This window comes from Mesorhizobium sp. WSM1386 (assembly GCF_055901595.1).
The window spans coordinates 1,696,930-1,709,933 of record NZ_CM148373.1; the positions used below are offsets into that span (position 1 = coordinate 1,696,930).

General features: G+C 64.3%; 14 protein-coding genes. 1 reads left to right on the forward strand and 13 read right to left on the reverse strand.

What is annotated here, in order from left to right; genetic code table 11:
• Positions 1-2 precede the first annotated feature (2 nt).
• The 10 genes from phnD to phnG all read right to left on the reverse strand — a co-directional run bounded on the left by phnD (position 3) and on the right by phnG (position 8,193).
• Positions 3-911 (reverse strand): phosphonate ABC transporter substrate-binding protein, encoded by a 909-nt coding sequence (gene phnD, locus AC0NIH_RS08305; RefSeq protein ID WP_023763978.1) that lies wholly within the window; start codon positions 909-911, stop codon positions 3-5.
• 101 nt (positions 912-1,012) lie between these two features.
• Entirely contained in the window at positions 1,013-1,870 is an 858-nt protein-coding gene (phnC, locus tag AC0NIH_RS08310) for a phosphonate ABC transporter ATP-binding protein (RefSeq protein WP_013892924.1), read from the reverse strand.
• 134 nt (positions 1,871-2,004) lie between these two features.
• Positions 2,005-2,715, reverse strand: coding sequence for a DUF1868 domain-containing protein (locus tag AC0NIH_RS08315; RefSeq protein ID WP_473463742.1), 711 nt, complete (start codon positions 2,713-2,715; stop codon positions 2,005-2,007).
• An 83-nt stretch (positions 2,716-2,798) separates the two neighbouring features.
• A complete protein-coding gene (locus AC0NIH_RS08320; protein WP_473463744.1) occupies positions 2,799-3,416 on the reverse strand; it encodes a DapH/DapD/GlmU-related protein in 618 nt (205 codons plus the stop codon).
• A complete protein-coding gene (phnL, locus tag AC0NIH_RS08325; RefSeq protein ID WP_473463746.1) occupies positions 3,413-4,120 on the reverse strand; it encodes a phosphonate C-P lyase system protein PhnL in 708 nt (235 codons plus the stop codon). Before phnL ends, AC0NIH_RS08320 begins: the two co-directional genes overlap by 4 nt.
• 205 nt (positions 4,121-4,325) lie before the next feature.
• Complete coding sequence (phnK, locus tag AC0NIH_RS08330; protein WP_027060275.1) at positions 4,326-5,102, reverse strand: phosphonate C-P lyase system protein PhnK; 777 nt, start codon at positions 5,100-5,102, stop codon at positions 4,326-4,328.
• Positions 5,099-6,010 carry an alpha-D-ribose 1-methylphosphonate 5-phosphate C-P-lyase PhnJ gene (locus tag AC0NIH_RS08335; protein WP_023763984.1) on the reverse strand — a complete coding sequence of 304 codons (912 nt, stop codon included), beginning with the start codon at positions 6,008-6,010 and terminating at the stop codon, positions 5,099-5,101. The genes phnK and AC0NIH_RS08335 overlap by 4 nt, the downstream gene beginning before the upstream one ends.
• Positions 6,007-7,119, reverse strand: a complete 1,113-nt coding sequence (locus AC0NIH_RS08340) for a carbon-phosphorus lyase complex subunit (RefSeq protein WP_473463749.1) — start codon at positions 7,117-7,119, stop codon at positions 6,007-6,009. The genes AC0NIH_RS08335 and AC0NIH_RS08340 overlap by 4 nt, the downstream gene beginning before the upstream one ends.
• 1 nt (position 7,120) lies before the next feature.
• Complete coding sequence (gene phnH / locus AC0NIH_RS08345; RefSeq protein ID WP_473463751.1) at positions 7,121-7,732, reverse strand: phosphonate C-P lyase system protein PhnH; 612 nt, start codon at positions 7,730-7,732, stop codon at positions 7,121-7,123.
• Positions 7,732-8,193 carry a phosphonate C-P lyase system protein PhnG gene (gene phnG / locus AC0NIH_RS08350; protein WP_352715557.1) on the reverse strand — a complete coding sequence of 154 codons (462 nt, stop codon included), beginning with the start codon at positions 8,191-8,193 and terminating at the stop codon, positions 7,732-7,734. Before phnG ends, phnH begins: the two co-directional genes overlap by 1 nt.
• A gap of 138 nt (positions 8,194-8,331) precedes the next feature.
• Here phnG and phnF point away from each other — a divergent pair, with 138 nt between their 5' ends.
• Positions 8,332-9,081, forward strand: a complete 750-nt coding sequence (gene phnF, locus AC0NIH_RS08355; protein WP_352715560.1) for a phosphonate metabolism transcriptional regulator PhnF — start codon at positions 8,332-8,334, stop codon at positions 9,079-9,081.
• 193 nt (positions 9,082-9,274) lie between these two features.
• Here phnF and AC0NIH_RS08360 read toward each other — a convergent pair whose 3' ends face one another.
• The 3 genes from AC0NIH_RS08360 to AC0NIH_RS08370 all read right to left on the reverse strand — a co-directional run bounded on the left by AC0NIH_RS08360 (position 9,275) and on the right by AC0NIH_RS08370 (position 12,885).
• The gene (locus tag AC0NIH_RS08360) at positions 9,275-10,294 is read right to left on the reverse strand and encodes a zinc-binding alcohol dehydrogenase family protein (protein ID WP_352714633.1); all 1,020 of its coding nucleotides are present in this window, start codon (positions 10,292-10,294) and stop codon (positions 9,275-9,277) included.
• A gap of 72 nt (positions 10,295-10,366) precedes the next feature.
• A complete protein-coding gene (locus AC0NIH_RS08365) occupies positions 10,367-11,335 on the reverse strand; it encodes an ABC transporter permease (protein WP_013892935.1) in 969 nt (322 codons plus the stop codon).
• Complete coding sequence (locus AC0NIH_RS08370; protein ID WP_473463754.1) at positions 11,332-12,885, reverse strand: sugar ABC transporter ATP-binding protein; 1,554 nt, start codon at positions 12,883-12,885, stop codon at positions 11,332-11,334. Before AC0NIH_RS08370 ends, AC0NIH_RS08365 begins: the two co-directional genes overlap by 4 nt.
• Positions 12,886-13,004 lie beyond the last annotated feature (119 nt).

Sequence of the window (13,004 nt, forward strand, 5' to 3'; positions counted from 1 at the left end):
CGTTAGCCGCCGATGGCTGCCTTACGGGCTTCGACGATGACGTTGTAGAAGTCCGCCTTCACCGGAACGTAGCCGGTAAAATCGCCGCCTTCCACGCCTTCGAAGCAAGCCTTGTCCTTCTTGGGCAGGTCGGTGAAGAAGGCGGTCAGCTTGGCGGTCATGTCGTCGCCAAGCGCGGTGCGCACGACCAGCGGGCCGTTCGGAATCAGGCCCGAGCGCCAGACTTCGACGAAGTCGTTGGGGTCGACGGCGCCCTTGGCGACTTCCTTGTGGAAGGTGCCCGAAGTGTAGCCGTTCTTGAAGTCGCCGATGCCCGAGGAATCGTCCACGGCGACGTCGACCTTGCCGTCACGCACGGCCAGGACGTTGTTCTCGTGGCCGCCGTTGAACTGGGTCGAAGCGAAGAAGGTCTCGTTCGAAGCGCCGGTGTCCTTCGGGATCTGGGTCAGCGGGATCAGGTAGCCCGAGGTCGAATCCGGATCGGCGTAGCCGAGCTTCTTGCCCTTGGCCGATTTGATGTCGGTGATACCGGAGGACTTGAGTGCCAGGCCGATCGAATAATAGCCGGTGGCGCCGTCGGTCTGCTGGGTGGTGAGGATCGGGGTAACGGCCTTCGGGTCCTTCAGCGCGACGCTGGCGTAGCCGGAAGCGCCGAGTTCGGCGAAATCGAGCGTACCGCCGAGCAGGCCCTGGATGACGCCGTCATAGTCGGCGGCCGGGAACAGCGAGACCTTTTCGAAGCCGAATTCAGCCTTCAAATGGTCGGCCAGGCACTGGTAGTTGCGCAGCCGGTCGGTTTCGTTCTCGCCACCGAGAATGCCGACTCGGAATTCCTTCATGTCGGCGGCGTGGGCCATGCTGGTGGCCATGGCGAGCACCGAAACGGCGCTGAGAACCATCTTCCTGAACATTGATATCTCTCCTGTAGGTTCCGGCCCCGCGCCGGCAGCGTTATCGATTTTGACAGGTGCCCTTGACGCGGGCGGACGATCCGAGCCGCTCTTTCTTGAACTCAGTAAGCTGGGAATGCAGGTTCGAGCGGTCCGGCGGATGCGGCGATCTTTCGCTTGAAGGCGACGCTGGTGGAAGTGATGGCCTCCGAAATCTCGCCACCATTGCTGTCGGCGCCATAGACGAGGCGGACGGCCTCGCGGTCGAGCTCTTCCGGCGCGCCATCGAAGACGACCTTGCCGGCGGCCATGCCGATGATGCGGTTGCAATAGGTGCGGGCGGTATCCAGGGTGTGGAGGTTGGTGACGACCGTGATGCCTTCGCGCAGATTGATGTCCTGCAGCGAATCCATCACCACCTTGGCATTGAGCGGGTCAAGCGAGGCGATCGGCTCGTCGGCAAGGATCACCCTGGGCTGCTGCATCATGGCGCGGGCGATGGCGACGCGTTGCTGCTGGCCGCCAGATAGCGTGCCGGCGGGCTGCAGTGCCGTGCGGGCGATGTCGAGCCGTTCGAGCGCGGCGACGGCCTCGGCGCATTCGGCGCGGGAGAACATGCCGAAAAGGTTCGATATCGTCGAACGGTGGTTCAGCTTGCCGAGCAGCACATTGGTCAGCACGTCGAGGCGCGGCACCAGGTTGAACTGCTGGAAGATCATGGCGCAGTCGCGCTGCCAGCGCCGCAGCGGCGAGCCGCGCAACTGGGAGACTTCGGCGCCGTCAAAGAAAATCGACCCCTGGCTGGGATCGATGAGACGGTTGATCATGCGAAGAAGGGTAGATTTGCCGGCGCCGGAACGGCCGATGACGCCGACCATCTGACCTTGTGGGATCGAGATGTTGATATCGCTGACAGCGGTGTTCTTGCCAAATCGTCGGGTGACGCCGCGGATTTCGAGCGTGGCTGAGGTTGCTGGCATGGGCAGGTTCCCGTCAGGACCATGTTGATCGTCAGGCTTCTCGCCTAACGCAGCCACATGAACCTGCCGTGTCGCCTTGATGTCAGTTTTGTTACGCTCCACAGGCGCTGCGTCATGCGCCCGTTTCCGCGCGATCAGCCGAGCACCTGCAATTCCTCGAAATGCTCCATGTCGCGGAAGCTGCAGAATGCGGGCGGCTTGATCTCGATGACCGGCGCCTGGCGCGCGAAAAGCGCCAGGCAATCGTCGAACAGCGTCTGCCACGCGGCCGCCTTGTCATCGGCAAGACGCTGGATCTGATAGGCGAAGGTGATGTGGAAGACGTAAGCGTCGTGATCGGGGTGCCGGTACCCGAACGGGACCGCCAGCGCATCGCGCCATCGACGCATGATGCGCACATCCTCGTCCGTCGCACCGGCAACGGTGAGGCCGGTCGGCACGACTTCGACGACCCTGATGTTGAACGGACCGAACCCCCGGAAATCCCTCAGCCGTTCCAGATAGAGGTGGGTCATGGCCTCGATGCTGGTGTCCAGCGGAACGTCCTGCGGCCAGTAGGGCAAGCGGCGGCGGTATTCGATGATGCCCTGGAACAGCGTCATGTGCAGGCTGGAGACCGGCGTGAAGGTGAGCCGGCCGGCGTCAGGCATCGCCATCATCTTCTCGCGCACCGCGAGCACCACGGCCTGCGACGGCGAGCCGCTGACCAGATGACTGACGACGGTGTTGCCGGGCTCGATCAGGAAGTTGCCCGACGTGTCGTAGCGCGTGCCGAGATGCGCCGGTGGGATCGGGTTGGAGCCGGCAAAGAATCCAGCGAGCGAGGGGCTGATTGTGTCGGGCATTGCGATCTCCTTGGGGAGATGGCCTCGTGTCCGAGTCGTGTGTCAAGGATATGAACGAGTTCCCATGACGACGATGTGAGGAGCTATCCCTCGTATTTCTCCAGGAAGGCTTCGGCAGACAGTTCCCGGAAATCATCGAGTGAGGCCCGCAGCCGAGCGTGATCCCAATCCCACCAGGCGAGTGCCTGATAGCGTTCGGCCGTTCGGCGGTCGAAGCGCTCGCGGATCGGTTTTGCCGGCACGCCGGCGACGATCGTGTAGGGGGCGACATCTTTCGATACGACGGCTCCAGCGCCAACCGCCGCGCCATCGCCGACCGTTATGCCGGGCAGGACGGTCGAGCCATGGCCGAGCCAGGTGTCGTGGCCGATGATGACGCGCTTGGCGCGACGCTCCGCGAAGAATTCGCTCTCGTGCTCGGCGTCGTCCCAATAGTCGGAGGCGCGATAGGTGAAGTGGTGCAGCGTCGGCCGCCAGGTCGGGTGGTTGGTAGCGTTGAGGCGCACGCTTGCCGCGATGTTGGCAAACTTGCCGATCGTTGCGCACCAGACGGCGCAATCCTGCATCATGTAGGAATAGTCGCCGAGTTCGCTTTCCGAGACCCGGCTGCGGTCGGCGATCTCGGTCCAGCGGCCGAGCGTGGAATTGTGCACCTCCGCTGTCGGGTGAACCAGCGGCGTCTCCGACAATTTCCTGGTCATGCGGCGAGTTTTCCCGGAGCGAAAGCGGTGACGTCGATGATGCGGTCGGCAACCGCCTCGCGCACGTCGTGGTCGTGGAAGATGCCGAGTAGGGCGACGCCATCCGCCTTCTTGGCGGCGATGAGTTCGATCACCACGTCGCGGTTCCTCGCATCGAGCGAGGCGGTTGGTTCATCGAGCAGCAGGATCGGGTGTTCGGTGATGAAGCCGCGCGCGATGTTGACACGCTGCTGCTCGCCGCCGGAGAAGGTCGCCGGCGGCAGCGCCCAGAGTTTCTCCGGCAGGTTGAGCTGCGCCAGCAGCGCGCGCGCCTTGCCTCTTGCCGCCTCACGGTCCTCGTCACGCTCGACCAACGGTTCGGCGACCACATCCAGCGCCGAGACGCGTGGCACGGTGCGCAGGAACTGGCTGACATAGCCGATCGTCTGCCGGCGCACGGCAAGAACGGTGCGCGGACTGGCGTTGGCGAGATCGATCAGCGCGTCATCGTGCGTGACGATGATCTGGCCCTCGTCGACGGCATAATTGCCGTAGAGCATTTTCAGGATCGAGCTCTTGCCGGCACCGGACGGGCCGCCGAGCACCGTGCATTCGCCGGCCCTGATGGAGAACGAGACACCAGCGACGACCGGCAGTTTGATGCCGTCACGCAGGTGCATGGTGAAGCTCTTGGCAACGTCGGAGACAACGAGCGGCGTCGGCATCAGAGGGTTCTCCAGTCGTTCGTTTGCGGGCCAGCGCCCCCCTCTGGCCTGCCGGCCATCTCCCCCTCAAGGGGGGAGATCGAAAGCTTTTCGGCCTCGCACATTCTCCGACGTCGAAAATTGGCGAAAACGGAAGTGACAGCCAATCTCCCCCCTTGAGGGGGAGATGGCCGGCAGGCCAGAGGGGGGTGCCTTGGCGCCATCGTCACACCTGCAAAATCGAGGAAACGAGCAACTGGGTGTAGGGCGCGCGCGGATCGTCGAGCACGCGGTCGGTGAGGCCGCTTTCGACGACGCGGCCGTCCTTCATCACCATCATGCGCTGCGACAGGAGGCGCGCCACGGCGAGGTCGTGGGTGACGACGATGGCCGCGAGACCGAGATCGGTGACCAGCCCACGCAGGAGGTCTAGCAGGCGGGCCTGGACCGAAACATCGAGGCCGCCGGTTGGCTCGTCCATGAACACCAGCCGTGGTCCCGTGACGAGATTGCGGGCGATCTGCAGGCGCTGGCGCATGCCGCCGGAGAAAGCGCGCGGCTCGTCGTCGATGCGGTCTTGCTCGATCTCGACGCGCGACAACCAGTCGACGGCGGTGGCGCGGATCTTGCCATAGTGGCGGTCGCCGACCGCCATCAATCGTTCGCCGACATTGGCGCCGGCAGACACCGTCATGCGCAGGCCGTCGGCCGGGTTCTGATGGACGAAGCCCCAGTCGGTGCGCATCAGGAAGCGGCGCTCGGCCTCGCTCATGCGGTAGAGCTCGCGGAACTGGCCGTCGCGCATGCGGTAGCTGGCGGTGCCGGACGAGGGCAGCAGCCGCGTCGACAGGCAGTTGAGCAGCGTCGTCTTGCCGGAGCCGGATTCGCCGACCACAGCCAGGACCTCGCCCGGCCAGAGTTCGAACGAAACATTGTCGCAGCCGACGCGTGAGCCGTAGAATTTGGAGAGCGCCGAGACGCGCAGCAGTGGTTCGTCGGTCATTGCGCTGGCTCCATTTTTTCCGAGACGGAATGGGTTTCCGGAGCAAGGTGGCCGCGATGGCCGTCGGCCCGCCGCTTCTCGCAATAATCGGTGTCGGAGCAGACGAACATGTGGCCGCCATGGTCGTCGAGAATGACCTCGTCGAGATAGACATTCTCGGCCGCGCACAGCGCGCAGGGCTGGTCGAAGGTCTGGACTTCGAACGGATGATCCTCGAAGTCCAGGCTGACGACCTCGGTGAACGGCGGCACCGCGTAGATGCGCTTCTCGCGGCCGGCGCCGAACAGTTGCAGCGCCGGCGAGCGGTGCATCTTGGGATTGTCGAATTTTGGCGTCGGCGAGGGGTCCATCACATAGCGGCCCTCGACCTTGACCGGATAGGCATAGGTGGTGGCGATGCGGCCGTGCTTGGCGATGTCCTCGTAGAGCTTCACATGCATGAGCCCGTATTCCTCCAGCGCATGCATCTTGCGCGTTTCAGTCTCGCGCGGTTCGAGGAAGCGCAGCGGTTCGGGGATCGGCACCTGATAGACCAGCACCTGGCCCGCCGTCAGTGGATGCTCGGGGATGCGGTGGCGGGTCTGGATGATGGTGGCGCTGGCGGTATCGGTCGTGACGGCGACATTGGCGACCTTCTTGAAGAAGGCGCGGATCGAGACGGCGTTGGTGGTGTCGTCGGCGCCCTGGTCGATCACCTTCAGGACATCGTCGGGGCCAATGATCGAGGCGGTGACCTGGACGCCCCCTGTGCCCCAGCCATAGGGCATCGGCATTTCGCGCGAGGCGAAGGGTACCTGGTAGCCGGGAATGGCGATGCCCTTGAGGATCGCCCGGCGGATCATCCTTTTGGTCTGTTCGTCGAGATAGGCGAAGTTGTAGGTGGCGATGTCGGTCGATTGCGTCGTCATTCCGCCGCCTCCTTCTTCTCGTCCTTCGCCATCGGATTTTCGCGTGCCTCATACTCGGCGCGCATACGGCGCACGAGGTCGAGTTCGGCCTGGAAGTCGACATAGTGCGGCAGCTTCAGATGCTCGACGAAGCCGGTCGCCTGGACATTGTCTGAATGCGAAATGACGAACTCCTCGTCCTGGGCGGCGGCAACGACGTCCTCGCCCAGTTCCGAGGCGCGCAGCGCGCGGTCGCAGAGCGCCATCGCCATCGCCTTGCGCTCGCTCTGGCCGAAGACCAGACCGTAGCCGCGGGTGAATTGCGGCGGAGCCTTGGCCGAGCCCTTGAACTGGTTGACCATCTGGCATTCGGTGACGCGCACGCAGCCGAGCGGCACCGCGAAGGGCAGTTCGGGCACGTCGAGCTCCAGCTCGACCTCGCCGATGCGGATTTCGCCGACAAAGGGGTGGTTGCGGGCATAGCCGCGCTGGGTGGAATAGCCGAGCGCCAGCAGGAAGCCCTCATCGCCGCGGGACAGTGCCTGTAGGCGGATGTCGCGCGCCATCGGGAATTCCAGCGGCTCACGGGTGATGTCCCCGGGAACATGATCCTGCGGCATCTCACCATCCGGCTCGATCAGCCCTTCGCGGGCGAGGATCGCCGAGACGCGCGGCATCGCCTGCGCTTCCGTTTCGCGCTGCAAGGGCGCAGCGACCTCGGCGCCGGTGGCAAGCTCGGGATCGAGCAGCCGGTGGGTATAGTCGAAGGTCGGACCGAGAAGCTGGCCGCCGGGCAGGTCCTTGTAGGTTGCCGACACGCGCCGCTCGACCCGCATGGCGCCGGTGTCGATCGGCTTCGAGTAGCCGAAGCGCGGCAGTGTGGTGCGATAGGCGCGCACCAGGAAGATCGCCTCGATCATGTCGCCGCGCGCCTGGACGATGGCGAGCGCGGCGAGTTCGCGGTCGTAGAGCGAACCCTCGCTCATCACCCGGTCGACGCCGAGCGCCAACTGCTCGACGATCTGGTCTAGGCGAAGCGCGGGCACCGAACGGTCGCCGCGCCGACGATCCGCAAGCAAGCTGTGGGCATTGGCAATTGCGGCCTCGCCGCCTTTTACCGCGACATACATCCTAGGCCTCCATCGTCTTGATGCGCGTCGTGCGCGGCAGGCAGGCCAGGCCTTCCGATGTGGCGAGGATGATGTCGACGCCGCGCGGAAAGCGCTGATTGTTTTGCTTCCACTGCTCGACAAAATGGCGCGGCATCTGCGCCGGTGCGATCGTCGCGCTGGTTTCGATCCCGGGGCCCTCAAGCAACAGCGGGGTGCCTGAAGCAAGATCGGCCACCTGCAGGATCAGGGTGGTCGAGCGGTCGGGATAGTCCTGCGTTCCCTGCGAAAAGCCGTCGATCGCCATCATCTCGGCGGGCGTGGCGATGAAGGCGAAATGCGCATCGGCTGGCGTGTTGGCCAGCGGCGCGCCGGTGTGGAAGCCGAGCCAGGAGCCGATCGCGGCGGAGGCGTGCAGGGCGGGATCGAGCCAGAGCGGCGTGTCGTTATCGCAGAGCGCCAGCGCGATGGCGCCGGCTGTTGCCAAGAGCGGTGCCGGCGGACGGGCCAGGGCGGGCAAAGGCTGCACGCTGCCCGGCCGCGCCATGGCGTCCATGATCGCGCGGAACACCGCCTGGGCGTTGAAGACCGGATCGGCGAAACCGCCTTCGATCGATTGCGCTGCGATCTCCATCAATCTTCTCCGCGAACCATGGTGAAGAAGTCCACCTTTGTTGCCGCCGTCTCGGCGCGGCGTTTCTCCTGGGCGGTGGCCAAGGCGGATTGAAGAGGCGCAATCAGGCGGGCCTCGACCTCGGCGCGGCGGGCAGGGTCCTGCCACAGCGCGTCGGCTATTGCCGCCAGCTTGGCCTTCTGCTTGTCGCGGCCAAGCGCATAGCAATGGCCAACCTGTCCCGACGGCAGGCGGACGGTGGCACGGGTGACCGTTGCCTCACCGACATTGAAGGGCGCGCCGCCACCGCCGATCCGGCCGCGCAACGTCACCAGCCCGGTCTCGGGGCCACGCAGCAATTCAGCCTCCGAAGGCAGCCCGGCCTCGTTCCAGAGCCGGACGATGTCATCACCGCTGGATTGCGCCAGCGTTGCCATGGCGGCTTTGCGCCCCGCCTGGTCCCGGGCTTCTTGTCCTCGCATCAGCAGCATTCCTCTTTGCTAAATTTGTCTATTGATATAGACAACTATACAAATTATACATATTACCTAACGCGAGTCCATGACGGGTGCGTGACAAGTCATGAAGGCTGGGGCGACAGAAGCTGGGTGGGGCAAGTCATGATTGGGCAGATGGCGGCTGACGGCATCGAGCGGCGCAGCGGCGTTTCGCTGTGGCGGCAGATCGCCGACAAGATCCTGCACGCGATCGCCATCGGCGATTTCGCCGAGAATACGGCTCTGCCGCCGGAGGTGGCGCTGGCCGAGCGCTATGGCGTCAACCGCCACACAGTGCGCAGCGCCATATCAGCCCTCGTCCAGGAAGGGGTTCTGCGGGCCGAGCAGGGACGCGGCACTTTCGTGCTGTCGCGCAAGCGGCTGTCCTATCCGATCGGCGCGCGCACCCGCTTCTCGACAGGCCTGCAAGGGCAGACGTCGGAGCGGCACACCGTGCTGCTGGCTTCCTCGGTCGAGCCGGCCAGCCAGCGCGTCGCCGAGGGTCTTGGCCTGGCCAGGGGTGCCGAGGTGATAAGGCTGGAGACGCGCGGCGAAGCGGATGGCCGGCCGGTGTCGCGCGCGGCCAGCTGGTTCGATGCCAGGCGCTTTGCCGGCATCGACAAGGCCATGGCGCAAACCGGCTCGATCACCGCGTCGCTGATGCATTTCGGCATCGACGATTATCTCCGGCAATCGACCGTGCTGTCGGCGCGCCACGCCGATGCGGGCGACCTTGCCGATCTCGGCCTGCAGCCGGGTGCCATCGTGCTGGTCACGGTCGCCGTCAACGTTACGCCTGACGGCCAGCCGATCCAGTTTTCCGAGACGCGTTTCTCGGCCGAGCGGGTGGAGCTTAAACTGTCGGCGCTGTAGGAAGTGCCGGCGTTATACGAGACCGTGATCATCTGGCTCACGCTGACATCAGCCCAACTCGGTCGCGTTCACTTGTCAGCGGCGGCGCATTTGAGGACCGCCTTCCCCACTCCGTCTCGGCGAAGCCGAGACGGAGTGGGGTCGACGTTGCGCGGAGCGTCGTCAATTCGGGCCGGGTCCGGCGTCTGCCATGTTATGACCCCACCTCGATCACGGCCTTGATCAGGCCGGATTTCTCATGCGCCCAGCGGGCGAGATCGCGCGGCGTACCGTCAAGCGTTGTGCGGTGGGTGACGAGCTTGGCCAGCGGCACCGCACCGTTGCGGATCGAGGCAGCGACATGGTCGAAGTCAGCGCGCAAGGCATTGCGGCTGCCGACCAGCGTCATCTCGCGCTTGTGGAATTCCGGATCGGAAAAGACGATGTCGTCCTTGACGACGCTAACCAGCACCAATGTGCCGCCATGGGCGACATGGGCGAAGGCCGACTGCACCGACCGGGTGTTGCCGGTGGCGTCGAAGACCACGTCGAAACCTTCGCCTGATGTCGCGTCCCTGACCAGATCGGGCGCTGCGCCGCGCGAGCCGTCGAGAGTCTTGTAGCCGAGTTCGGTTGCGGCGAAGGCAAGTCTCTCGCTGCTCATGTCGAGCAGCGTCACGTCGAGCCCGGCGATGCGGGCAAAGATGGCGGTGCCGAGGCCGATCGGGCCGGCGCCGATGACCAGCGTGCGGGCGCCGGGATCGGCGCGTGAGCGCCGCACGGCATGCGCACCGATGGCGAGGAATTCGACGGCGGCGGCATCCGCCAGCGACAGGCCGTTCGCCGGGTAAAGATTTTGGGCCGGGACAAGAATGTTTTCGCACATGGCGCCGTCGCGATGGACGCCGAGCACCTCGATCCTGACGCAGCAATTCGGCTTGCCGTGCCGGCAGGCGATGCATTTGCCGCAGGACAGGTAGGGATTGATGACGACCGGCTCACCAAGGGCCAAGTCGACGCCTTCGCCGGCCTCGACGATCGTTCCCGACACTTCGTGGCCCATGATGCGGGGATAGGCGAGGAACGGGTGCTTGCCTTCGAAGATGTGATAATCGGTGCCGCAGATGCCGACATGGCTGACAGCGACAAGCGCCCAGCCGGCTGGGGGTGCTCCTGGCGCCGGGCGATCTTCCAGGACAAGCTCGCCGGGCGAGCGGCAGACGACGGCTTTCATGCTTTAATCCAGTTTGTCATGAAGTCGCCGGCCCATCTTTGATGCGCGCCGGCGACCGATTTCAGTGGCGGGTCATTTGCCACCGCGGCGGCGCAAGCCGTCGAAATAGACGATGACGATGATCAGAACGCCGGTGATGATGCGTTGCCAGAAGGCGTTGACGTTCAAGAGGTTTGCGCCGTTGTTGATGGTGGCGAGAATGAAGGCGCCGAGCAGCGGGCCATGCACCGAGCCGACCGCGCCGAACAGCGAGGTGCCGCCGATCACCGAGGACGCGATCGCCTGCAGTTCCCAGCCCTCGGCCTGGGTCGGATTGCCGATGCCGATGCGCGAGGCCAACAGCACGCCGACGAAGGCAGCGCACAGACCCGACAGCGTGTAGGCCATGTAGATAGTGCGCTGGACGTTGACGCCTGACAGGCGCGAGGCTTCGGCGTTGGAGCCGACCGAGAAGAGGTAACGTCCCCAGCGGCTGTGATGCAGGAAGACATAGGCGGGAATGCCGACCAGGATGACCATCCAGAACAGATTGGGGACACCGAGGAAGGAGTTGCGCGAGAATACCTGGAAGGCATCGTTGTTGATCGAGATCGAGTTGCCGTTGGTCATCAGCAGGCCGATGCCGCGCAAGGATGTCAGCGTAGCCAGCGTGATGATGAAGGGCGGCAGTCCCATCTTGACGATGCCAAAACCATGGAACAGGCCGATGGCGACGCCCACCAGCAGCGTGATCAGGATGGCGAGGAACACTGGTATGCCGGCATTGATCAGCATCGCCGCAATGACGGTGGCGAAGCCGACCACGGCGCCGACGGAGAGGTCGATGCCTCCGGTGATGATGACGAAGGTCTGGCCGACAGCCAGGATGGCGATCATCGAGCCCTGGCGCAGGAGGTTCGAGATGTTGTTCGCAGAGGCGAAGCTCGATGTCGATAGTGACAGGATGACCCACAGCAGCACCAGTAGCGCCAGCAGCGTCAGTCCGAATAAGGCGTTGTAGTTGCGCTTCGGTTTTTCAGCAGGAATCGCCTCGGTGCTCATATCTGTCCTCCCAGCTTTTCTTGTTTCTCGGCGAGCGCCTGAGTGAGAATTTCCTCGTGATCGGCGGTGCGGAACCCGTGTGTCGCCACCAATTTGCCGCGGCGGAACACATGCAGCGTGTCGGCAAGCTCATAGACTTCCGGCAGATAGGAGGAGATCAGGATAATGCCGGCACCCTTCGACAAGAGCGCGCTGAACAGGCGATAGATCTCGGCCTTGGTGCCAACATCGACGCCGACCGTCGGCTCGTCGAAGATGAACAGCTTGGCGCCATGCGCCAGCCATTTGCCGATGACGATCTTCTGCTGGTTGCCGCCCGACAGGCTGGAGGCCAGTGCATTGCGCGTCGGGGTCTTGATCCTGAGATCGGCGATCTGGCGGTCGGCCTGGGTTTTTTCCTGCACGCCGGAGATCAGCAGATTGTTCGAGATGCGCTTGTAGATCGGCAGGTTGAGATTGAAGCCGACCGGCAGATTGAGACAGAGGCCCTGGTCGCGGCGGCTTTCAGGCGCTAGCGCCATGCCGAGCCTGATCGCGTCGTGCTCGGAATTGACCAGAACGTCCTTGCCTTCCCACAGGATATGGCCGGCCGATTTGCGATGGCGGCCGTAGAGGGTGGTGACGAATTCGCTGCGGCCGGCGCCGATCAGGCCGTAGAGTCCGACGATCTCGCCGGCGCGAACCGTCATCGAGATATTTTCAAACCCCTTGCCGGACAGGTTGCGTGCCTCGACGATCGCGGCACCCGGGGTGAAATGCTCCTTATGGTAGATCTGCTCGATCGAGCGGTTGATCATCAGCTTGACCAGTTCGGCGTCGTCGGTCTCGGCGATGTTCCTGGTGCCGACCAGCGTGCCATCGCGCAGCACGGAGACGCGATCGGCGAGTTCGAACACTTCCTCCATGCGGTGGCTGATGTAGATGATGGTCACGCCTTCGGATTTCAGCCTGCGGATCAGGGTGAAGAGCTGGTCGGCCTCCTTGCGGGTCAGGTAGGCGGTCGGCTCGTCGAAGATGAGGAATTTGGTGCCGCGCACGGTGGCGCGGGCGGCGGCGATCAGTTGCTGCTGGCCGATGGTGAGGTCGCCGAGCACGACATGCGCCGGCAGGTCGAAGCCGAGATCGTCGATGATCTTCTGTGCTTCCTTGACCATGGCGCGCTGCTGCAGGATGCCGAAGCGCGAATTCTCCTCGCCGAGGAACATGTTGGCGGCGACGGTCAGGTGGCGGCAGAGCACGACTTCCTGGTGGACGGCATTGATGCCGAGCGCCATCGCCTCATGGGGGGTCGCGAGTGCTGCCGGTTTGCCTTCCCAGATGACCTCGCCCGAGGTGCGCGGCATGACGCCGGTCAGAAGCTTGATCAGGGTGGACTTGCCGGCACCATTCTCGCCGACGATGGCGTGGATCTCACCCGCCTTGAAGGCGAGGGTCACCGGCTTCAGCGCATGGGTGCCAGGATATTTCTTCTCCAGCCCCTGTAGTTCCAGGATCGTCCTGCCGGGCTCCAGAACGGGGGCGGGGTGCAGGTCTTGCGCCGTCGATGTCATGACAATCCTCCCAAAATGGGCCTCCCAAATGGGCCTCCCAGACTGGCTTCCCAGACCGGCCTCACGATTTGGCACGCCGCGAGGCTCTTGAACGCCCGCTGGGGCAGCCTAGCCCAGGT